Source organism: Mesorhizobium carmichaelinearum, from assembly GCF_900199455.1.
GTDB lineage: Bacteria > Pseudomonadota > Alphaproteobacteria > Rhizobiales > Rhizobiaceae > Mesorhizobium > Mesorhizobium carmichaelinearum.
In genome coordinates, this window is the sequence record NZ_FZQR01000020.1 from 19,247 (window position 1) to 40,339 (window position 21,093).

17 protein-coding genes and 2 pseudogenes are annotated in these 21,093 nt (G+C 61.3%); 17 read left to right on the top strand and 2 right to left on the bottom strand.

The annotated features are described in order from the left end of the window. Nucleotides 1–10 precede the first annotated feature (10 nt). From CKW40_RS31605 to CKW40_RS31645, 9 genes and pseudogenes are all read left to right on the top strand, one after another. Nucleotides 11–697, top strand: a complete 687-nt coding sequence (locus CKW40_RS31605) for a B3/B4 domain-containing protein (RefSeq protein ID WP_095203728.1) — start codon at nt 11–13, stop codon at nt 695–697. A gap of 350 nt (nt 698–1,047) precedes the next feature. After that, on the top strand, nt 1,048–2,259 hold the full coding sequence (locus tag CKW40_RS31610; RefSeq protein ID WP_095203676.1) for a trans-sulfuration enzyme family protein: 1,212 nt from the start codon (nt 1,048–1,050) through the stop codon (nt 2,257–2,259). Nucleotides 2,260–2,555: 296 nt separating this feature from the next. Next, a complete protein-coding gene (locus CKW40_RS31615; protein WP_244571364.1) occupies nt 2,556–3,335 on the top strand; it encodes a PhzF family phenazine biosynthesis protein in 780 nt (259 codons plus the stop codon). Nucleotides 3,336–3,482: 147 nt separating this feature from the next. Next, nucleotides 3,483–4,058, top strand: a complete 576-nt coding sequence (locus tag CKW40_RS31620) for a hypothetical protein (protein WP_143748401.1) — start codon at nt 3,483–3,485, stop codon at nt 4,056–4,058. 379 nt (nt 4,059–4,437) lie between these two features. Further along, nucleotides 4,438–5,490 carry an ABC transporter substrate-binding protein gene (locus CKW40_RS31625; protein WP_095203678.1) on the top strand — a complete coding sequence of 351 codons (1,053 nt, stop codon included), beginning with the start codon at nt 4,438–4,440 and terminating at the stop codon, nt 5,488–5,490. A 31-nt stretch (nt 5,491–5,521) separates the two neighbouring features. Further along, nucleotides 5,522–6,404: pseudogene (locus CKW40_RS31630) on the top strand (ABC transporter permease). After that, nucleotides 6,380–7,126, top strand: coding sequence for an ABC transporter ATP-binding protein (locus CKW40_RS31635; protein ID WP_095203679.1), 747 nt, complete (start codon nt 6,380–6,382; stop codon nt 7,124–7,126). Before CKW40_RS31630 ends, CKW40_RS31635 begins: the two are co-directional and overlap by 25 nt. A 48-nt stretch (nt 7,127–7,174) precedes the next feature. Next, nucleotides 7,175–8,520, top strand: a pseudogene (locus tag CKW40_RS31640) (LLM class flavin-dependent oxidoreductase). 485 nt (nt 8,521–9,005) lie between these two features. Beyond that, nucleotides 9,006–9,416, top strand: coding sequence for a DUF309 domain-containing protein (locus CKW40_RS31645; protein ID WP_244571365.1), 411 nt, complete (start codon nt 9,006–9,008; stop codon nt 9,414–9,416). Nucleotides 9,417–9,521: 105 nt separating this feature from the next. Here the strand turns inward: CKW40_RS31645 and CKW40_RS31650 are convergent, their stop codons facing one another. After that, the gene (locus CKW40_RS31650; protein ID WP_095203681.1) at nt 9,522–10,217 is read right to left on the bottom strand and encodes a GntR family transcriptional regulator; all 696 of its coding nucleotides are present in this window, start codon (nt 10,215–10,217) and stop codon (nt 9,522–9,524) included. Nucleotides 10,218–10,355: 138 nt separating this feature from the next. Here CKW40_RS31650 and CKW40_RS31655 point away from each other — a divergent pair, with 138 nt between their 5' ends. From CKW40_RS31655 to CKW40_RS31690, 8 genes are read left to right on the top strand one after another with little or no spacing between them, the layout of a single operon-like run. Next, on the top strand, nt 10,356–10,943 hold the full coding sequence (locus CKW40_RS31655) for an amino acid synthesis family protein (RefSeq protein WP_095203682.1): 588 nt from the start codon (nt 10,356–10,358) through the stop codon (nt 10,941–10,943). Further along, nucleotides 10,936–12,735, top strand: coding sequence for an alpha/beta fold hydrolase (locus CKW40_RS31660; protein ID WP_095203683.1), 1,800 nt, complete (start codon nt 10,936–10,938; stop codon nt 12,733–12,735). The genes CKW40_RS31655 and CKW40_RS31660 overlap by 8 nt, the downstream gene beginning before the upstream one ends. Further along, nucleotides 12,732–13,769: an LLM class flavin-dependent oxidoreductase gene (locus CKW40_RS31665; RefSeq protein ID WP_095203684.1), complete on the top strand. Its 1,038-nt coding sequence runs from the start codon at nt 12,732–12,734 to the stop codon at nt 13,767–13,769. Before CKW40_RS31660 ends, CKW40_RS31665 begins: the two co-directional genes overlap by 4 nt. Nucleotides 13,770–13,779: 10 nt before the next feature. Then, nucleotides 13,780–15,249 carry an aldehyde dehydrogenase gene (locus CKW40_RS31670; protein WP_095203685.1) on the top strand — a complete coding sequence of 490 codons (1,470 nt, stop codon included), beginning with the start codon at nt 13,780–13,782 and terminating at the stop codon, nt 15,247–15,249. A gap of 59 nt (nt 15,250–15,308) precedes the next feature. Next, nucleotides 15,309–16,313: an ABC transporter substrate-binding protein gene (locus CKW40_RS31675; RefSeq protein WP_095203686.1), complete on the top strand. Its 1,005-nt coding sequence runs from the start codon at nt 15,309–15,311 to the stop codon at nt 16,311–16,313. 59 nt (nt 16,314–16,372) lie between these two features. Continuing rightward, entirely contained in the window at nt 16,373–17,233 is an 861-nt protein-coding gene (locus CKW40_RS31680) for an ABC transporter permease (protein ID WP_095203687.1), read from the top strand. A 2-nt stretch (nt 17,234–17,235) separates the two neighbouring features. Continuing rightward, entirely contained in the window at nt 17,236–18,036 is an 801-nt protein-coding gene (locus CKW40_RS31685; protein WP_095203688.1) for an ABC transporter permease, read from the top strand. After that, on the top strand, nt 18,033–19,106 hold the full coding sequence (locus CKW40_RS31690) for an ABC transporter ATP-binding protein (RefSeq protein WP_095203689.1): 1,074 nt from the start codon (nt 18,033–18,035) through the stop codon (nt 19,104–19,106). Before CKW40_RS31685 ends, CKW40_RS31690 begins: the two co-directional genes overlap by 4 nt. 996 nt (nt 19,107–20,102) lie before the next feature. Here the strand turns inward: CKW40_RS31690 and CKW40_RS31695 are convergent. After that, nucleotides 20,103–20,786: a hypothetical protein gene (locus tag CKW40_RS31695; protein ID WP_244571366.1), complete on the bottom strand. Its 684-nt coding sequence runs from the start codon at nt 20,784–20,786 to the stop codon at nt 20,103–20,105. Nucleotides 20,787–21,093: the final 307 nt, after the last annotated feature.

Here is a 21,093-nt window from a genome sequence, read left to right on the forward strand (position 1 = left end):
CCAGAGGGACATGATAGATTTTCCGATAGTCGACAAGGAGATAGCCGGAATCGCCCCAGATTTCCGAGCAATCAGCATCTTTGTCGATTCCAGCAAAGCCACGAAGGGAAAATTTGACCCCGACATTCTGCTAGGTGCCTGCGATTTCGTATCCTCCGGTGGGCCAGAGTGGGGAAACGCGCATATGGCCAGTTGGGCTGAAGCCTATAGCCGCTTCGGAGCGAAACCAAATCGGACACCGTGTTCTGCTCAAGCTTTGAGGAAGCGGGTGGAGAAAGACGGGTATGTCCCGTCGATCAATCCGGTTGTCGACCTCTACAACGCCGTGAGCCTTCGCTTTGCCATTCCAGTGGGTGGCGAAAATTTTGACGCCTATTCAGGCAAGCCAAGGTTGTCGGTCGCAGACGGCACCGAAGACTTCGACACAGTCATGAACGGAGAGGCAATCATTGAGAATCCCGCCAGGGGAGAGGTTATTTGGCGAGATGACGTGGGCGTCACATGCCGCCGGTGGAATTGGCGACAGGGCACACGCACCCGGCTGGAGATTGTTGGAGGTCGGATGTGGTTCATTTTGGAGAGCTTGGCAACGATGCCTGAGGAGGCGCTCGACGAGGCGGGCAACATGCTGGCTGGCGGCCTAAGAGATCTGGCGCCGGGATGTGAGATATACAAACACAAGGTTGTCGTCGGCTAATTAGCCAGCGACCAACCAGACACAGAAAAAATCAGTCAGACGACTTGCGACGCTCCGAGCGCCGCATGAGCGGTTGTTTGCAACAGCATCTTCCCCTGACTCGTCGCGAAATGTTTTTGCTGCGGAAACGCGGCAATGGCGGAGCTGTGCCTGCGGTAGCAGGCAGCCGCCAAACTCAATGAGGCCATCATGCGAACCGAGACATCCACCCCTGCCCTGCTCGGGAAGGACGTTCACAAAAGCTTTGGGAAACCTTCGTAATCACTCAAGTTTTCAGAAGATGGAAAACGCCGTGCCTGTTCAGCGGCGACACGGCATCTAAACGATCAAGCCAACAACGAGGTTAATCAATGTCCAGACCAGACAAGCACGAATTGTCGACGCTCGCCTTCAACACCCTTTCGGTCCATGGTGGCAACGAGATCGACAAGACGTCCGGTGCTATTCGCACACCGATCGTCATGGCCAATTCGTATCTCCTCCCCCACGACCCATCCACCATGGACTGGTCCGACACCGAAACCCCCTCCTACACGCGCAATTCCGGCCACAACCAGATCGGCCTGCAGCGCAAGCTGGCGGCACTCGAGGGCGGCGAAGATGCCGCCGTTTTCGCGACCGGCATTGCGGCTCTCCATGCCGTGTTCTTCACCTTCCTGAAGACTGGCGACCACGTCATCGTCGGCGATGTCACCTACGAGGCCGTCTGGCGCCTCTTTGCAGAACTCCTGCCGCAGCGCTACCAGATCGAGGCAACCTTCGTCGACATGGGCGACATGGACGCCGTAAGAGCCGCCGTGCGGCCGAACACCAAGCTGATCCATACCGAAACGATCGCAAATCCCACCACGAAGGTCGCCGATATCGCAACCCTCGTCTCGATCGCCAGGCAAGCCGGCGCTCTGTTGAGCGTGGACTCAACCTTCACCCCTCCACCCTTTTTCCGGCCGCTGGCGCTCGGAGCAGATCTCGTCAGCCATTCGCTGACCAAGTACATCAACGGCCATGGTGATGCGATGGGCGGCGTGGTCGTCGGCTCGAAGGAGCTCATCCACCATATCAAGGCCGATGCCATGGTCGATCTGGGAGGAACGATCTCCCCCTTCAACGCCTGGCTGATCATGCGCGGCTCGGTCACTTTGCCGCTTCGGCTCAGGCAGCAGTTCTCGACCGCAGAGCTTGTCGCCCAGTCTCTCGTTGCCGACAAGCGTGTTGCCTATGTCACCTACCCGGGCCTTGAAAGTCATGACCAGCATCAGGTGGCGAAAAAGCAGTTCGCCGGCAAGGGCTATGGCGCGATGATGGCCTTCGCGGTCGAAGGCGATCCCGACACTCAAAATCGGTTTGTTGCAAATCTGAAGGTAATTACCTCGGCGGTCTCGCTCGGTCACGACGAGAGCCTGATCGTGCACGTGGGCGGCAGCGGCCGCGGCGGCTCGGATCGCTATCCGCCCAACTTCCAGAAGTACGGGCATCTGCGGCTCTCGATCGGTCTTGAAGATCCAGAGGACCTCATCGCAGACATCAAAAGCGCCCTCGATGAAACGTTCGCTCAGGCCTGACGGCGGTCGAACGCAATTTCGAATGCGCTGTGAATTGCTTGTCGCGAGCAATTCACGCCTTCGGAATGGCCGCGCTTCAGAGCCGATAGCAGTTCCGGCAACGCAGTGTTTGCAATTGGACTATCTGTGAGATGTGAGACCAAGACGGCAGCAGGTTGAGCAAAATGCGTAGCTCTTTGGTCCATTTGCATCGTTCCGGCTGAAGGCGGCTTTGGGCAGCTTTCGGGCGGAAGTTCGGTCATCACATTAGGTCTGCCAATGAAGCAAGGAGTAGCCCATGCGCATGTATCAAGTCGATGCTTTCACCGACCGGCTTTTCTCAGGAAACCCGCCGCCGTTCTTATCCTGGAGGGCTGGCTTTCGACGACCTGATGCTTGCAATCGCACGGGAAAATAACCTGGCTGAAACAGCCTTTGCCAAAGCCCGGCCCGATGGAGAATGGGATTTACGTTGGTTTGCGCCCGCCCATGAGGTCGATTTCTGCGGTCACGCTACCCTTGCAACTGCACATGTATTGCTGACCTATGCCAAGGCCGACGCGCCACTTGTCTTTCACACACACGTTGGTGAACTCCGGGTCTCGAGGGCCCAGCATGGATACCGACTGGATATTCCTCGCCTGGCGCCAGAAACTTTGGACGCGCTGCCGGAGGAAATCGCAGGTGCTTTTGAAACTCCGCCAGTCCACATCTTTCGCAACTTCGAGAACATCTTTGCCGATCTTGGCAGTGCGGATGCTGTACGCAACTTCGTTCCCGACCTCGCTGCGATTGCGCTCTTCGGCCCTGTAGGCCTGGTTGTGACGGGGCAGGAGGCCGAGAGCGCGAAGGCACATTTCGTGTCCCGCTACTTCGCGCCAGGTGCAGGTATACCCGAAGACCCGGTTACGGGGTCGATCCATGCCACACTTGTCCCCTATTGGGCGAAGCGGTTGGATTGCGACAAGCTCCTAGCTTATCAGGCGTCAGCCCGTGGGGGTTGGCTCGTCTGCGAATTGACTAAAGATCGTGTTTTCCTGAGTGGGAATGCTGTGACCTTCATGGAGGCGGAAATTTCTATTCCCAATGCTGCTTAATGCAAGGCTATTGATCTGGCGTCAGACGTGTTCTGTCCGAAGCAGCCCGGGCGCATGAAAAAGCTGGGGGTCTCGTCGGCTCGCCGAGTGTCTCGAGGCCGAACTCGGCCCCAAGCAGGCGACGTTCGCGAGCGGATGCCAGGCCGAATGGAACAAGATGCCGATCCCCGGACCGTCCGTGACAATCGGCATCGGTGGCGGCTACGTGCGCAGTTGGACCAAAAGACCGACCAATTTCGAGGTGTTCGTCGGCAAATCCGTGCCCGAGGATGGGCCGGCGCGGCGCTTTGGGGCTTTGTAGCCAGGCACGACGAAAGGCCAAAGCGCCGTTTACACGAGCTGTTGGTCAATCAGGGCATCGTGATGAACCAGGAGGTGACCTTCATGTCGGATGGCGCCTGCAATCTGCGAGACCTCCAATGTTACATGCGCTCCAACGCGGAGCACGTTCTCGACTATTTCCACATTGCCATGCGCATCACAGTGCTCCAACAGATGGCGCGCGGCCGGCCACCGCCGCTCACCGCTGCAGCGCCCGCGGCCGTCGCGACTCTCGAAAGCGTGAAACACCAGCTTTGGCACGGCAATGTCGGTCGGGCGCTCATCCTCGTTGAGGACTTCACCGACGGGTTTGATCTCATCGCCGATCCGCCGCCAGAGGTGCGCAAGCTGCGCCGGTATCCGTCGGATTCAGCCGCTACATCGACAACAACGCCGATCTGATCCCGAACTTCGCAGAGCGGCACCGCTATGGAGAGGTGGTTTCGACCGCCTTCGTCGGGTCAACTGTCAATCAGGTGATCGCCAAGCGTTTCGCCAAGAAACAACAGATGCAATGGACACCGCGCGGCGTTCATCTCCTCGTCCAGCTGCGAACGCGCGTAGTCGACGGCACTCCCTGCTGCCGCTCGAACTCAGTGATTGCCGCGGAGGCCCTCCCCGCCTTTGTCGGGCGACGCATGCCCCCAAATGGGCATCGGAGGCGAACAGCGTTTCCCTCCGGCGGCAAAGAACAGCATCCGATTCTTTATCGTCTACAAAATTGATAGACATAATAAACAGAGAAAGTAGAAAGCCGTTTCCAAATTGGAGCAAGACGAGGATGGTAGCTGTGGAGAGATTTTCGAGAAGAAGGTTTGGCGCCCTCGTGGCCGCTTTTGCGGTGACCTTGGTCGCTTCTTCCTCGCCTTTCGGGGCTCAGGCGGGTAGTTCGGACGCGGTTAAACTGCCGACCGAAATCCCGGAGGGCACCGTGCTTCGCATCGGCGATCCCGAGACGCAAAGGGCGCTGGAACTCTCGAGTCTGATCGACCAACTGCCGTTCAAGGTCGAATGGGCCAATATCAGCGGTGGTCCACAAACAATCGAAGCTTTTCGCGCCAATGCGCTGGACGTTGGATCGGTCGCCGACATTCCGCCCATCCACGCGACCTGGACCGGGCTCAAGGTCAAGATCATTGCCGCGAAGTTCCGCAAGGATCCGGTTGCGCACCCGATTTATCAACTCGGCATTGCACCCGGCGTCGAGGTCAGGACGCTTGCGGACTTGCGCGGCAAGCGGATTGCTTTCAGCCCCGGCCAGGCGCAGGGCGCGCTGGTGCTGAGGGTGCTGCAGGCCGCCGGCCTGAAAAAGGAGGATGTCAATCTCATCGAGCTGCCCAGCAACGGCGATGCCTATCCGGTGGCACTCGCCAGCAAGCAAGTCGATGTCGCACCGATCTGGGGCGTCCTCATCAAGCACTATCTGCACCAGTATGGTGCCGACGGCGCTACCACCATTCCGCACGGCTTGCGCGACGATCCAGCCCATCTCTATGCCCCGCAGTCGGTGCTGGACGACCCGGCCAAAGCTGCCGCTCTCGGCGAGTATGTGCGCTACTGGGCACTTGCGACCCGATGGGTGGAGGAGCATCCGAAAGAGTGGATCGAAGGCTACTACGTCGCCACGCAGGGGCTCGACAGCGAAGATGGCCAGTATCTCGTCAATGCCGACGGCCAGTTCGACATCCCGCCCGACTGGAACGACGTGATCGCGCGCCAGCAGGCAACGATCGATCTCCTGGCCCGGGAACTGAACAGGCCCCCGATCAAGGCTGAGGATCTTTTCGACAGGCGCTTCGAGAAGATCGCCACAAATGCGCTGAACGCGTCATGACGCCCGTTTCTAAAGACTGGAGACGACGCAGATGAACGCATTCTCACACCCCGCCGCGGTTGCGCCCACCATCGGGTATGCATCTGATGAAAGGGCCTTGATCCCGCCCGCCGTAAAGCCCCGCAAGACAGGGACGAGGCGTCGCCTGGCGCTTGGGCGTGCGATCCCGTTTGGCGCGCTGATTGGGCCCGCACTTCTTCTTGTGGTCTGGTCCATCGGCAGTGTCGCGGGCCTGATCGATCCAAGAACGCTGCCGGCGCCTTGGTCGGTTGTCGGCACCGCCGTCGATCTTATCGCAGAAGGCAAGCTTCAGGGTCATCTGATGACGTCTGCCTGGCGGGCAGCGCAGGGGGCTGGTGTTCGGCGTCCTGATCGGGACCGTGCTTGCCCTCATTTCAGGGTTGTCCCGGCTTGGCGAGGCGATCATTGACGGCCCTGTTCAGATCAAGCGGGCGATCCCGACGCTCGCCCTGATCCCGTTGCTGATGCTATGGTTCGGCATCGGCGAGGGCATGAAAGTGACGACGATCGCGCTGGCTGTCCTGATCCCGATCTATATCCAGACCCACAGCAGCTTGCGCAGCATAGACAGCCGTTATGTCGAACTGGCTCAGACCCTGCGAATGGGCTATGGCGAATTCATCCGCGAGGTTATCCTGCCAGGCGCCCTGCCCGGCTTCTTCCTGGGCCTGCGTTTCGCGGTGACTTATGCTTGGCTGTCCCTGGTGGTGGTCGAACAGGTCAATGCCACGAGCGGCATCGGCTATATGATCGATCTCGCACGCAACTACGGCCAGACCGACATCGTCATCGTCGGCCTCGTCCTCTACGCGCTGCTCGGTCTCGCCTCAGACGGCATCGTCAGCTTCTTCCAGGAAAGGTCGCTGTCATGGCGTCGCACCTTGGCGGATTGAGCGGCGCAACCGTCGTGCGGGTCGAGAGCCTTATCAGAAGCTTCGGGCCGCGAACCATTCTCGATGGGCTCAGCCTCGACATCGACAAGGGGGAGTTCGTCGCCCTTCTCGGCCGTAGCGGATCGGGCAAGAGTACGTTGCTGCGCGCCCTCGCGGATCTCGATGACAAAGTATCCGGGTCCGGCCGGCTCGAAACGCCCGATAAGAAATCGGTGGTGTTCCAGGATGCCCGACTGTTGCCATGGAAACGAGTGCTGGAGAATGTGATTCTTGGTCTCGACCTGCCGGACGCCGCCAAACGCGGGCGGGCTGCTCTCGAAGAAGTTGGCCTGGGCGGCCGTGAGAACGCTTGGCCGGTCGAGCTCTCTGGTGGCGAGCAGCAGCGGGTGGCAGTGGCGCGCTCGCTGGTCCGTGATCCCGAACTGCTGCTAGCGGATGAGCCGTTCGGCGCACTCGACGCGCTGACCCGCCTGCGCATGCACGATCTGCTGCGTCAGCTTTGTGCCCGTCACCAACCGGCGGTCCTATTGGTCACCCATGACGTTGACGAAGCCGTGACGCTGGCGGACCGGGTTTTGGTTCTCGACAAGGGCGGGATCGTCGCCGACATCGCAATCGATATCCCAACGCCACGCGATCATGGCGATCGCCGGTTCGGCGAGGTTCGCTCCGAACTTCTGCGTCATCTCGGCGTCGAGACGAAGCCTGTGCTGCCGGTCTGACCGGTCGAAAACCTGTCGCTCAGAGTCACCACCCAAGAGGACCCACATATGCCCGCCGAATCACGACAATTGAAGCTCGATCTTTTCATCTATCCTGGCGGCCATCATGAAGCCGGCTGGCGCTACAAGGATTCCGCCCCTGAGAGAGTGCTGGACATCGCCTATTATCAGGAACTGGCGAAAAAGGCCGAGGCGAGCAAGTTCGACGCGCTGTTCTTTGCCGATGGGCCGGCGCTCGCCGACAACATCCGCTACGCAAGCCGCTTCAGGCTTGAGCCGCTGACCTGGATTTCGGCGCTTGCCGCCGTGACGCAACGCATCGGCTTCATCGCGACCGCCTCGACCACCTACAACGAACCCTACAACCTCGCCCGGCTGTTCGCTTCGGTCGATCATCTGAGCGGCGGGCGCGCCGGTTGGAACATCGTCACGACGGGCGATGCGTCCGCGGCGTTGAATTTCGGCTTTGACCGACATCCAACCCATGCCGACCGTTACGAGCGCGCCGGCGAATTCGTTGATGTGTGACCAAGCTCTGGGACAGTTGGGAGGACGACGCGCTCGTCTCGGACCGGGACTCTGGAATTTTTGCCGACACTGACAAGATCCACTCAATCAATCACATCGGCAAATATCATCGGGTGAAGGGCCCGCTCACGCTTCCGCGCTCACCACAGGGGCGTCCGGTCTACGTCCAGGCGGGTTCATCGGAAGACGGACGATCATTCGCAAGCCGCTATGCCGAGGCGATATTTACAGCCCATCAGACACTCGGCAACGCGCAGGAATTTTACGCTGACATCAAAGCGCGCGTGAAGTCGGTTGGCCGCAACCCTGATCACGTCAAGGTCTTACCCGGCATCAGTCCCTTCATCGGTTCAACCGAGGCGGAAGCCCGGGCACTGCATGACGAGTTCAATGAGCTGACGCAGCCGGAATACTCTCTTCACCAGCTACGCCGCATCGTTGACGCCGACCTTTCCGGCTACGATCTGGACGGGCCATTTCCGCGCGAGCTCATCGGCGTTGAGGGCGAGCGCGGCGCGAGCAGCCGCTTCCACGTTGTACTCGACATCATTGAGCGCGAGAATCCAACCATCCGCCAGTTGCTGCACCGCCTCGCCGGGGCGCGCGGGCATTGGGTCCAGGCCGGGACACCCGAACAGATCGCCGACAAAATCCAGGAATGGTTCGACAATGGTGCCGCGGACGGCTTCAATATCATGCCGCCCTATCTACAGGGCGGGTTCGACATATTCGCCGAGGAGGTGGTGCCGATCTTGCGCAGGCGCGGACTTTTCCGGCACGACTATGACGGGGCAACGCTACGGGACCATTTCGGTCTGCCGCGTCCAGAAAACACATTCAGCGGACTGCAAAGGGCGACCGCTTGATGCATCATGAAGACCGAAGACCTGTTGTTTCCTTTTTCGGGGTTCGCTGAAAAGTCTTCAGCCTCAGCATGAGGGTCTGAGCCGTCTTGTGGTCCTTCGTTGCCATTGCCCGCAATGCGCGGCGCGCGGTCACAGCATCAAGGCCTTGGCGCCAGCCGCGTCGCCGGCAGCAAGGGCAGGCGAGTACCGAACCTCGTCAGGGTGAGGTCGAAACCGACGACAGGATCAAACGGCAGTACGGGCCGCGTCCTCAGAATTTCGGTTCGATCGCTGCGACGCGCCGGCCTTTCCACATTGTCGCCAACCGCCAGGCAGTACACGTACCGGACCGCGCCATCCCTATGATACCATGCTCTATGGCCATTGGCTCGACATCGCGTCCTCGGCACCTGCCGGAAAAGGGGTTTCCAGCCTACGCGTACTTGCCCGGCAGGTATCCGCATCCCGTCCGCGATCCCGCTGGACATAGCTATCGTGTCGAGCCGATGCCGGTCACCGCAGATGCGTCGCTTGGCTCAGATCCATTCCTCAGGGGCCTCGACCTCTTCAATCACGGTTATTACTGGGAAGCACATGAGGCTTGGGAAGGTCTCTGGCAGGTTGCGGACCGAGGCGGCCCTTCACGCGTGTTCTTTAAAGCATTGATCCTGTTGTCGGCAGCCGGCGTGAAGATACGTGAGGGCAAAACTGCTGCAGCGGTGCGCCACTCTCAGCGCGCCGCAATGCTGTTTCGTCGATTGAACGGCCCGTCGGAACATATTGTCGAAAACGCGCTTGGCCTCCCGCCAGCAATTCTCGCCGACTATGCCGAAGCAGCAACAAGGGTCCCCGCTGCGTTGCGGGACGTGCCACTTGGTCGGCCTCAACCAGTGTTTGATTTCGTCCTCGGCTCGTAAGCGGCAAAGATACTGGCGCAGTGAACTCAATTCTGTTCCACACTGCATCTTACGCGACTTTTAATATCTCTGGGAATCTGGCTAATGCGGCGTTGAATGCTCGGTTCATCCGCTTGTGGATTGCGAGAGACCGTCCACGCGCAATTTATTTCGAGCGATCCGCCATGCCGACTCGACATGCCGGCGCGCCGCCGCCTCGGCCTTATCGGGCTTGCGCGACCGGATGGCGTCCATGATCTCGGTCATCTCAGCGATCGCAGGCTCGCGGCGATTGGCCGAAAGGATGGTCATGGAACGCAGCTGGTTGATACGGACATTGAGCCCGGTCACGATCTCCCAGGCGACGCGCTTGTCCGCGGCCTCGAACAGCACTTCGTAGAAGCTCGTCGTCGCCCGCATCACCTCGGCCGGTTTGCCGGACGCCCATGCGTCGAAAAGATTGGCCAGGGCGCGGTCGAGCAAGGCCAATTGCGCGTCGGTGGCCGACAGGGCGCAGGCACGCGCTGCGATGCCTTCGAGCAAAGCCCTCAGCTCATAGATCTCGTCGGTGCGGCCGAGGTCGGGCTTGGCCACAGCCGGCCCATGCCCCGGTATCATCTGCACTAGGCCCTCGGCCTCCAGCTGCCGCAGAACCTCGCGCACGACGGAACGACTGACGCCAAGCTGGTCGCAAAGCGGCCGCTCGACCAGCCTTTCGCCAGGCTGGAAGTGGAAATCCATGATCGCGTCGCGCATGCGCTCCAGCGCCAGCGTCCTCAAGGTCTTGGCGCTGCGGTCGATGCGAAGCGTGTCGTCTGGCATGTGTTGTGTTGCCTCCTGCGCCGCCACAAAACAGATTCCATGCCCGGTTGACAAGGTACTTGGCGCTCCATAGCATGGTATACCATAAGATGATATGGGGATCACACGATCCCAAGGCATCGCCGACCCGAGGATTTCATGCAGCCTGCTATCCGCAAGATCGTGACCTATACCGAGAACACGCTGATCGAAGGTGGCAAGGCTGCCCCCCGGCCGCTGCGCCTGATCGGGGTCGCCGCGGTGCTGACCAATCCCTGGGCCGGTCGCGGCTTCACCGACGATCTGTCGCCCGAAATCCGCGCCTCTGCCCCGGTGCTGGGAGAGATCCTGACCCGCGAGATCATTGCCATCGCCGGTTCCGGCGAGGCAATCGAGGGTTATGGCAAGGCGGCCATTTGCGGCACCTCAGGCGAGATCGAGCATGCCTCGGCGCTCATCCACACGCTGCATTTCGGCAATCATTATCGCCGTGCCGTCGGCGCCAAGACCTATCTTGCCTTCACCAATCTGCGCGGCGGGCCGAACACGCCGATCATGATCCCGCTGATGGACAAGAATGACGAGGGACGGCGCTCGCATTACCTGACCGTGCATTTCCAGATCGGCGATGCGCCGGCGCCGGACGAGCTGGTGGTCGCGCTTGGCGCTTCGATCGGCGGTCGCCCGCATCACCGCATCGGCGACCGCTATCAGGACCTCAAGGAGCTTGGGGACGTGCATGGCTGACGCTTCCGCATGGGCTCGACAGGGCACGGCTCCCGACGGCACCGGCTTCATCCGCGCCGGATCGGGCTCGCCGGTGCTGTTCATCCATGGCGTCGGCATGAACGCCGCGATCTGGCAGCCGCAGATCGAGCGCATGGCCAATGGCTTTGACGTGATCGCCATAGACATGCTCGGCCACGGCCAGTCGCCACTGCCGCCGCAGCACCCGGAACTGGCCGACTACGCCGACCAGGCCATGCGCCTGCTCGATCATCTCGGCCTCGATAAGATATCCGTCGTCGGCCATTCGATGGGTGCGCTCGTTGCCCAGGAGTTGGCCCTGCGCGCACCGGAGCGCGTCCACCGCATCGTTTCCCTGAATGCGGTGTTCCGCCGCCCACCTGAATTGGTCGAAGCTGTACGCCAGCGAGCGGTGGCGCTCAATAGCCGCAGCGATATGGCCGGTACGGCACAAACCATTGCCCGCTGGTTCGGCGATCCGGTGCCGGCCGCGCTGGAAGCGGCAGCGCGGAAGACGGCATCCGCACTGAGCGCGGTCGACCCGGAAGGCTATGCCCGCACTTATCGCCTGTTCGCTCGTGCCGACGGCGATCATGCTGACCGCCTGCCGACGCTGGCCGTGCCGGCCCTGTTCATGACCGGCTCCGAGGACAGGAACTCTTCGCCGGCAATGTCGGCCGCGATGGCACGCCTGGCGCCGCAGGGCCGCTGCACGGTGCTGCCGGGCGAGAAGCACATGATGGCGGTCGCGGCACCGGACCTCACCACGCGCCATATCGTTGACTTCCTCACAGAGGACGAAGCGGCCGAACAAGACGGCACTGCGAAGACGAATACCGGGTTCGACAGCGGCGAGTTCCGCCGTGCGCTTGGCTCCTTCCTCACCGGCGTCACCATCGTCACCACGATCGGCCCCGAAGGCGAGCCGCGCGGCTTCACCGCCAACTCCTTCACTTCGGTGTCGCTCGATCCGCCGCTGGTGCTCGTCTGCATCGCGCACAAGGCATTAGGCCATCCCGTCTTCGCGACATCGAAGAGCTTCGCCATCAACATCCTCAACGAGGGTCAGAAGGCGGCGTCCGGCATCTTTGCCTCGAAAGCGGCCGACAAATTCGCCTCGGTGGCATGGCGGCCCGGACGAACCGGCAGCCCTGTGCTCGACGGCTCCGTCGCGTCCTTCGACTGCGACATGGAGCGGCTGGTCGAGGCCGGCGATCATTCGATCCTCATCGGCCGCGTCCGCGATTTCGAGCACAACTCGTCGCAGCCGCTCGGCTATTGCCGCGGCGCCTATGTCGCACCCGGCCTCAGCCAGGACGCGCTGGCCGCCACCCAGCCCGGCACCGATGTCGGCGCCATCCTCGAAAATGGTGGCCGGATCCTGTTCCTGGAAACGGCGGACGGTTTCGAACTGCCGTGCGGCCGAGGACTGGGCTCGGCTGGCGATGACAAAAGCCTCCGAGGGCTGCTTGCGGCAAAGGCCATCGAGGCCCAGCTCGGCTTCCTGTTCGCCGTCTGGGACGACGCCGGAACTGTTTCGCGCACGCATGTCTACTATCGCGGCACGTTCGACGTGCCCGCTTTCAGCGATCGCGGCATCCGGCTGATCGAGATCGACGCGATCGAAGGATTGAAAGTCGCCGATCCGGCGATCCGCTCCATGCTCGCGCGCTATGTCAGGGAATGCTCGGTGGATGCCTTCGGCGTCTATGTCGGCAACGACGTCGAAGGCGAGGTCCGGCCGCTCGCCAGCCCCCGTGCTTCCGCCGTCAATACAGGTGACCACGGATGAAATTCTCACTCTTCGTGCACATGGAACGGTCAGACTTGGCCAAGCCGCATTCCGAGCTTGTGACCGAGCTTGAGGAACTGGTCCTGATGGCCGAACAGGCAGGCTTTGAGACCGCCTGGATCGGCGAGCATCACGGCATGGAATTCACCATCTCGCCGAACCCGTTCATCAACATCGCCTATCTTGGCGCCAAGACGAAGCGCATCCGTCTCGGCACGGGGACAATCGTCGCGCCGTTCTGGCATCCGATCAAGCTTGCGGGCGAAGCGGCGATGGCCGACGTCATCACCGGCGGCCGGCTCGACATCGGCATCGCGCGCGGCGCCTACAGCTATGAGTACCAGCGCCTCTTCCCGGGACTCGATGCCTGGGGCGCCGGTCAGCGCATGCGCGAGATGGTGCCCGCCATTCGCGGTCTCTGGGACGGCGATTTCGAACTCAACGGCGAATTCTGGTCGTTCCCGCCAACCACCTCGTCACCCAAGCCTTTGCAAAAATCCTATCCGCCTATCTGGGTAGCGGCGCGCGATCCCAACTCGCATGATTTCGCCGTCGCCAACAAATGCAATGTGCAGGTGACACCGCTTGCCTCCGGTGACGACGAAGTAACCAGCCTGATGCAGCGCTTCAACACGGCGTGCGATGCTCATCCCGATATTGCCCGGCCGGAAATCATGCTTCTGATGCACACATTCGTCGCCGAGGATGCGGCCGATGCCGATCGCCTCGCGCAGGATCTCTCGACCTTCTACTGCCAGTTCGGCGCCTGGTTCCAGAACAAGAAACCGGTGCATCAAGGCGTGCTTGAACCGCTGACTTCAGATGAAATCGCGGCCATGCCGCAATATGCGGCGGACAAGATCAGGCAGAACCTGGTGATCGGCGAGCCGGACGAGGTCGTCGCCCGGCTGAAAGCCTACGAAGCGCTCGGCTACGACCAGTATTCGATCTGGATCGACAGCGGTCTCCCGCACGAGCGCAAGACGAAATCGCTGCAACTGTTCATCGACCGGGTGATGCCGGCCTTCCTCTGATCGCGAGCCCATGACCGACGCTCAATTCCGGAATTTCATCGACGGCCGTTTCGACTTGCCGTCCACCACTTTCGACAGTATCGACCCGTCGACCGGCGCGCCATGGGCGAAAATGCCGGCAGCAAGCGAAGCCGATGTCGACCGCGCCGTCGAGGCGGCGCACCGTGCACTGCGCTCCGGTCCCTGGGCCAGGGTGACAGCGACCGCGCGCGGCAAATTGCTGGTCAAGCTCGGCGACCTCGTCGTCGCCAATGCCGGCCGCCTGGCTGAGCTGGAATCGCGTGACACCGGCAAGATCATCCGCGAGACCCGTGCCCAGATTGCCTATGTCGGCGACTACTACCGCTATTATGGCGGGCTCGCCGACAAGCATGAAGGCGCGCATATACCGATCGACAAGGCGGATCTCGACGTCACCATCCGCCGCGAACCGATCGGCGTCGTTGCCGCGGTCGTGCCGTGGAACTCGCAGCTTTTCCTTTCGGCCGTCAAGCTCGGCCCGGCTCTCGCCGCCGGTTGCACAGTCGTTCTCAAAGCCTCCGAGGACGGGCCCGCGCCGCTGCTCGCCTTCGCCGAGCTCGTGCACGAGGCCGGCTTTCCCTCGGGCACAGTCAACATCCTCACCGGCTTCGGCCATGATTGCGGCCGGCGCCTGACCAGCCATCCGCTGGTCTCACGCGTCGCCTTCACCGGCGGTCCTTCGACGGCGCGGGCCATCGTCAGGAACACAGCCGAAAACCTCGCCTACACCACGCTCGAACTTGGCGGCAAAAGCCCGGTCGTCGTCTTCGCAGACGCCGATCTCGACAGCGCCGCCAATGCGGTCGTCGCCGGCATTTTCGCCGCGACCGGCCAGAGTTGTGTCGCCGGCTCGCGGCTCCTGGTCGAGCGTTCGGTGAAGGATGAATTCCTCGCCCGCCTCAAGCGCAAGGCCGAAGCGATCCACATCGGCGATCCGCAGGATCCGGCGACCGAAATGGGTCCGCTCGCCACGCTGCGTCAACGCGACTGGGTCGAGAAGGTGGTCGCGGAAAGCCTCGCCGCGGGTGGCATGCTGGTCATCGGCGGAACACGGCCAGCCGGCAGCGGCTTCTACTACGCACCGACCATCATCGATGCCGGCAGCAGCGGCCTGCCCTGTGTGCGCGAGGAGCTGTTCGGACCAGTGCTCAGCGTGCTTGCCTTCGATACCGAAGTGCAAGCGCTGGCGCTGGCCAACGACACACCCTTCGGCCTGGCTTCGGGCGTGTTCACCAGCAATCTCGGCAAGGCCCACCGCATGGCGCGCGACATCCATGCCGGCGTCGTCTGGGTCAACACCTATCGCGCCGTATCGCCGCTCGTTCCCTTCGGCGGCTACGGCCTGTCAGGCCTCGGCCGTGAAGGCGGGCTCGACGCCATCAGAGACTACACACGCTCGAAATCCGTATGGATCAACACCTCGGACGAGCCGATCCCCGATCCCTTCGTCATGCGCTGAGGCGCGCGGGACGCAGGTGCACTGAGAAAAACAAGAACAGACCAACAGAGGAGAATGACATGAAACTGATTTTGACCGGCCTGCTGGCCGGACTGCTCGCGGCGACCGCCGCCAAGGCCGACGAGATGGCGTTCACCAGCTGGGGCGGCACTACGCAGGAGGCGCAGACCAAATCCTGGGCGGCACCCTTCGAAGCCAGCTCCGGCATCAAGGTGCTGCAGGATGGGCCGACCGACTACGGCAAGCTCAAGGCCATGGTCGACGCCGGCAACGTCACCTGGGATGTCGTCGACGTGGAAATGGATTTCGCCATAAAGGCCGCCAAGGACGGGCTGCTGGAGCCGATCGACTATGCGGTCGTGCCCAAGGCCGATCTCGACCCGCGCTTCAGCAATGAGCATGCCGTCGGCAGCTTTTACTATTCCTTCGTGCTCGCCTGGAACAAGGGCGCCATCCCGGGCGAACCGACCGGCTGGGCCGACATGTTCGACACCAAGAAGTTTCCCGGCAAGCGGACCTTTTACAAATGGTCGGCGCCGGGCGTCATCGAAATCGCTTTGCTGGCCGACGGCGTGCCGGCGGACAAGCTCTATCCGCTCGATCTCGACCGTGCGTTCAAGAAGCTCGACACCATCAAGTCCGATATCGTCTGGTGGGGCGGCGGCGCCGAATCGCAGCAGCTGATTGCTTCCGGCGAAGCTGCGTTTGGCCAGTTGTGGAACGGTCGCGTCTTCGCCCTTCAGCAGGATGGCACCGATATCGGCGTCTCCTGGAATCAGAACCTCACCGCCGCCGACGTGCTCGTCGTGCCGAAGGGTGCCAAGAACAAGGACAGCGCGATGAAGTTCCTCGCTGCCGCCACCGGCCCGACCGGCCAGGCAAAATTCGCCGAGGCAAGCGGCTATGCGCCCATCAACACCAAGGCCAAGGCGGAGATGCCGGCCGATGCCGTCAAAGCCCTGCCCGATGCCCATGTCCAGGGCCAGATCAACCTCGACATGAACTACTGGGCCGAGCATCGCGACGAGATCGCCACACGCTGGTATGCTTGGCAGACCAAGTAGCGCCGTTGCAGGTTGACGGGACGCGGCTTGCACGCCCCGTTTCGAGACAGGACCGCTCGATGCAGGGAAGTTTTTTCAGACGCAGCTCGGCTGCCGGCCTGCCGGCCGGCAGTGGCAGTGCGTTGCCGGCCCTGCTCCTGGTCGGCCTGTTCTTCATCGTGCCGGTGGTCGCTCTGCTGCTGCGCAGCGTCACCGATCCTGAACCCGGCTTGCAGAACTACGCGGCGCTGTTCGGCAGCGGCACCTATGTACGGGTGTTCCTCAACACCTTCCTGGTCGCATCGGTCGTCACCGCCGTCACCATCCTGGTGGCTTTCCCCGTCGCCTGGATGCTTGCGATCATGCCGCCGGCCATGGGCTCGGTCGTCTTCGGCATCATCATCCTGTCGATGTGGACAAACCTTCTCACCCGCACCTATGCATGGATGGTGCTGCTGCAGCGCACCGGCGTCATCAATCGGGCCTTGATGGGGCTCGGCGTCATCCACGAGCCGCTGCCGCTCATCAACAATCTGGCCGGCGTCACCATCGGCATGGTCTACATCATGCTGCCCTTCATGATCCTGCCGCTTGTCGGAACGCTGCGCGCTATCGACCCGATGACGCTGCGCGCCGCCGCCCTTTGCGGCGCGAGCCCGTTCGAGGCCTTCCGCCGCATCCTTTTGCCGCTGTCGCTTCCCGGCATCGCCGCCGGCGGCCTGATGATATTCGTCATGTCGCTTGGCTACTTCGTCACGCCTGCGCTGCTCGGCGGCACATCCAACATGATGCTGGCCGAGATGATCACACAGACGGTGCAGTCGCTGCTCAACTGGGGGCTCGGCAGTGCGGCCGCCTTTGTCCTGCTTGTCGTCACCATGGCGCTCTACGCGATCCAGCTTCGCCTGGTCGGCGCCAAGCACGCCGGCGGAGGGATCTGAGGATGCTGCTCGACTACGACAGGCTCGGATGGCTGCGCGTGGCGCTTGTCGGCTTCACGGCGGCAGTCGCGGCTTTCCTGTTGCTGCCGGTGGTCTTCATCGTGCTCCTCTCATTCGGCTCGTCACGCTGGCTGGCCTTCCCGCCGCCCGGCTGGACGCTGAAATGGTACCAGCAATTGCTTGATGATCCGACCTGGATCGATGCCGCGCTGACCAGCGCCCGGATTGCCGCCATGGCCGCCATCCTCGCCGTTGTCATCGGCTTGTTCGCCTCCTTCAGCCTGGTCAGGGGTGAGTTTCGCGGACGCCAAGTCCTGCGCGGACTGCTGTTGACGCCGATGGTGCTGCCGGTCGTTGTCTTCGCCATCGCCATCTACGCCTTCTTCCTGCGCATCGGCCTCGCCGGCACCACGGTCGGCTTCGTCATCGCCCACACCATCCTGGCGTTGCCTTTCGCCATCATCCCAATCACTGCCGCGCTCGAGGGTTTCGACAAATCCATCGAGGACGCGGCCATTGTTTGCGGCGCCAGCCCGCTGCAGGCGCGGCTGAGGATCACCTTGCCGTCGATCAGGATCGGCATCTTTTCGGCGGCGATCTTCTCGTTCCTGGCCTCGTGGGACGAGGTCGTGGTGGCGATCTTCATGGCGAGCCCGACCTTGCAAACCTTGCCGGTCAAGATCTGGGGCAGCCTGCGCGCCGACCTCAGCCCGGTCGTCGCCGCCGCCTCCAGCCTGCTTGTCGGCCTGACCTTGTGCCTGATGATCGTGACCGCACTCCTTCGCAGAAAATTGTCCAGATGACCCGGTCCTTCCTGTCCATACGCGCGGTAAGAAAGACATTCGGCGCCTTCGTCGCCGTCCACGACGTCACCATCGATGTGCCCAAGGGTGAGTTCCTGACCTTCCTCGGCCCGTCGGGCTCCGGCAAGTCGACGACACTTTACGCCATCGCCGGTTTTCAGGATCCGAGCTCAGGCGACGTGCTCCTGGAAGACAGATCGCTGCTCTCGGTGCCGTCACACAAGCGCAACATCGGCATGGTTTTCCAGCGTTACACGCTGTTCCCGCATCTGAGCGTCGCCGAGAATGTCGCCTTTCCGCTGCGCGTGCGCCGCCGGCCGGATGCCGAGGTCAAGCGCAAGGTTGCCGACATGCTGGCGCTGGTACGCCTCGAGAACTTCGCCGACCGCCATCCGGGCGCGCTGTCTGGCGGCCAACAGCAGCGCGTGGCACTTGCCCGCGCGCTCGCCTACGACCCGCCGATCCTGTTGATGGACGAACCGCTGTCGGCGCTCGACAAGAAGCTGCGCCAGGAGATCCAGGCCGAGATCCGCCGCATCCACCGCGAAACGGGCGTCACCATCCTCTATGTCACGCACGACCAGGAGGAGGCGCTGCATCTTTCGGATCGCATCGCTCTGTTCAGGGAAGGCCGCATCGAACAGATCGGCACCGGTGAGGATCTCTATCTCAGGCCGGCGAGCGAGTTTGTTGCCGGCTTCATCGGCAACTCGAATTTCTTGGCCGCCGAGCATCTCGAGACCGCAGGCGGCGCGGCGACGATCCGCCTCGCCGACGGCTCGATCGTCAAGGGCGTGAAAACCACACAGGCCTTCGATCGCGGCCAGAAGGCGCGGCTGATGGTGCGGCCAGAAGCGTTTCGCCTGACTCCCGGCCCGGCAAGTGCCGAGCTCGCAGTGGAATTCATCGATGCCGCCTTCTTCGGCGACCGCAGGCGCGTCGTGATGCGAACGGCCGGCGGAGAGGAACTCGACGTCAGGCCGACCTCGGACGCGGCGGAGCCGCATGGCCCCGACTCCGGCCGCCGGATCTTTTTCGATCCCGCCGTCGCCTTCCTGTTTCCAGCTTAATATAACGCGCATCGCGGCAGCGGATCGCAATGCCAACGAGCAAATTAGCCTATGCGCTGAGCGGCTCGGATTGGACTAAGGTGGCGAGAGAAAGGAGGCAATGCGAGGCCAGCGCTACACCTATTCCAGTGTGCTGTTCAGAATTATCTGTCGCTGTCCGGAATTAAGCCGAGCTTCGGAGGTCGTGCCGGCGCTCGTGCAGAAGCTTACCTGCTTAATGGCGACAGTGAAAGCGCAGAGCTGGACCTTGGTCGAGAGGGCAGCTCTGGTTTACCAATCCTGTCGTCTTGGGTTGACCAATCTGTTGCCGACCGTGAGGGGTTGACCAACAAGGGCGCCTATATTCTGTGCAAATTCAATCGCTTAATGCCGATCCAGAATTAAGTGTCATTGAGCCCATTGGTAAACCCAGTCTCAAGACCGGAACCCCCTACCATCAGCCAGAAAACCCTCGTGTTTTCAATTGCATAGGTCACCAAACAGCGACCCATAATTTCGGACTGGTAAACCTCGTGAAATGCCAAATATTTCCGGACATCACACCAGACTGCCATTTATGCGACTTTGACAGTACAAAGCATGAACGCAGACCGAGGCGGGTTTCGAATTGTCATTGCCTTTACCTTGAAGAACGGAAAATTGATGTCAAGTTCGTCGAGACGTTCGTCTATCTGGTAAACATGCAGGTCGCTAAGGCTCTACTGGTATCCGCCTTTCGACTTCTTGTAACTAATCGAAAAGATGGAGTAACTCGGCAGGTATAGCGATTACCGACTGCGCCCAGTCGTGCACCCACCCCAACTCCGCAAGTGCTCAAAGGTGCCTGCTGCGCATCTCGTGGCTTCTGGCGAAGCTGACTCCAGTAGTTCCAAAATCGTCAGATAACTTCCTTGGCATCCCCTCGCACGGCGCTATAAGCGGGGTATTCTGGCTGCGGACAGCGTACCGCTCCGGGTGACGACGATCACGTATAATACGGCGACAATAGTCATCAAGCTAGAGCATGGTCGCCTTAGGCGGCTGCTCGAATTCAATTCGCCGCTTTTCGGCATCCTTCCTTCGTTTGATGGTGTCGATACGATATTGGTCGATCCCATCAAGATCGCCCTTCATATCAGCTGGTGTTGGAACTGGAATGGCCTTGGCGGCCGCCATGTCATGTCCAGAACGCTCCGAGACTCGCTTCATCGCCCAATAGATTCTCTTGTGGTCTTCGTCCTCGACAACAACACCCTTTAGGCTCTGCGTTTTGACATCGCTGCTAAATCGCTCGACGACTTTACCGAGCAGGATTTCTTCAACGAGCCTCTCCCAGGTTTCCCGAAGATCGGTGTAGAAATCCTTCGCTGACCTTCGCCAAACATCGCTAGTGAAATCAGTGGCGCCGTCGAAGCTCTTCAGACGCGTCTTGAGAGTGTCGATGCGCTTCGTGACAGACTGTGCGATCCACGGCTCGTCAGTTTCGCTAATCAAGCCAAAACCGGCAGATTCGGACTTATTGATGTAGTTTCGAACAAGAGGAATCGGCGGATTGGCCTGCGCAGCTGCGTCAACCACCTCATTGAAGAACAGAAGATTATGGGTGAAAATGATGACCTGACGTCCTGTTGCCGCTTCTTTCACGAGCCAATGATTCAGCGGGTCAAACGTCTCCACAATGACGTCAGCAATGAAGTGCACTGGGCTGCGCGCTCGCACGAATTCAGGTAGCCGGCAACGCGTACGGGGGGGATAGAGTTGAAAATGCGTTCCTTTCGATAGTCATGGGCGGAATTCGACCGCCACTCACCGATAGGCCGCGTCCTTGTCCGGGCTGGGCCCCGAGTCCGCGATAGGCGCCACGACGACAGTATGAAACGCGGCAGATGCGCGTCGTCATCGAGCTGCGATAGCGCTCGCGATAGGCGCGCAGCGCTTGGTCCATGGCGACCGGACCGCCACACATCTATGCTGCTGGACATGAGCAGCGACCGTACCGAGAATTTAC

What these genes read in the sequence shown, in the direction of transcription:
- CKW40_RS31615 (WP_244571364.1), top strand. Translation starts at nt 2,556, where the DNA reads ATGCTTTCACCGACCGGCTTTTCTCAGGAAACCCGCCGCCGTTCTTAT.
- CKW40_RS31655 (WP_095203682.1), top strand. Translation starts at nt 10,356, where the DNA reads ATGCAGCCTGCTATCCGCAAGATCGTGACCTATACCGAGAACACGCTG.
- CKW40_RS31670 (WP_095203685.1), top strand. Translation starts at nt 13,780, where the DNA reads ATGACCGACGCTCAATTCCGGAATTTCATCGACGGCCGTTTCGACTTG.
- CKW40_RS31610 (WP_095203676.1), top strand. Translation starts at nt 1,048, where the DNA reads ATGTCCAGACCAGACAAGCACGAATTGTCGACGCTCGCCTTCAACACC.
- CKW40_RS31605 (WP_095203728.1), top strand. Translation starts at nt 11, where the DNA reads ATGATAGATTTTCCGATAGTCGACAAGGAGATAGCCGGAATCGCCCCA.
- CKW40_RS31620 (WP_143748401.1), top strand. Translation starts at nt 3,483, where the DNA reads ATGGAACAAGATGCCGATCCCCGGACCGTCCGTGACAATCGGCATCGG.
- CKW40_RS31690 (WP_095203689.1), top strand. Translation starts at nt 18,033, where the DNA reads ATGACCCGGTCCTTCCTGTCCATACGCGCGGTAAGAAAGACATTCGGC.
- CKW40_RS31650 (WP_095203681.1), bottom strand. Translation starts at nt 10,217, where the DNA reads ATGCCAGACGACACGCTTCGCATCGACCGCAGCGCCAAGACCTTGAGG.
- CKW40_RS31665 (WP_095203684.1), top strand. Translation starts at nt 12,732, where the DNA reads ATGAAATTCTCACTCTTCGTGCACATGGAACGGTCAGACTTGGCCAAG.
- CKW40_RS31660 (WP_095203683.1), top strand. Translation starts at nt 10,936, where the DNA reads ATGGCTGACGCTTCCGCATGGGCTCGACAGGGCACGGCTCCCGACGGC.
- CKW40_RS31685 (WP_095203688.1), top strand. Translation starts at nt 17,236, where the DNA reads ATGCTGCTCGACTACGACAGGCTCGGATGGCTGCGCGTGGCGCTTGTC.
- CKW40_RS31625 (WP_095203678.1), top strand. Translation starts at nt 4,438, where the DNA reads ATGGTAGCTGTGGAGAGATTTTCGAGAAGAAGGTTTGGCGCCCTCGTG.
- CKW40_RS31645 (WP_244571365.1), top strand. Translation starts at nt 9,006, where the DNA reads ATGCCGGTCACCGCAGATGCGTCGCTTGGCTCAGATCCATTCCTCAGG.
- CKW40_RS31635 (WP_095203679.1), top strand. Translation starts at nt 6,380, where the DNA reads ATGGCGTCGCACCTTGGCGGATTGAGCGGCGCAACCGTCGTGCGGGTC.
- CKW40_RS31680 (WP_095203687.1), top strand. Translation starts at nt 16,373, where the DNA reads ATGCAGGGAAGTTTTTTCAGACGCAGCTCGGCTGCCGGCCTGCCGGCC.
- CKW40_RS31675 (WP_095203686.1), top strand. Translation starts at nt 15,309, where the DNA reads ATGAAACTGATTTTGACCGGCCTGCTGGCCGGACTGCTCGCGGCGACC.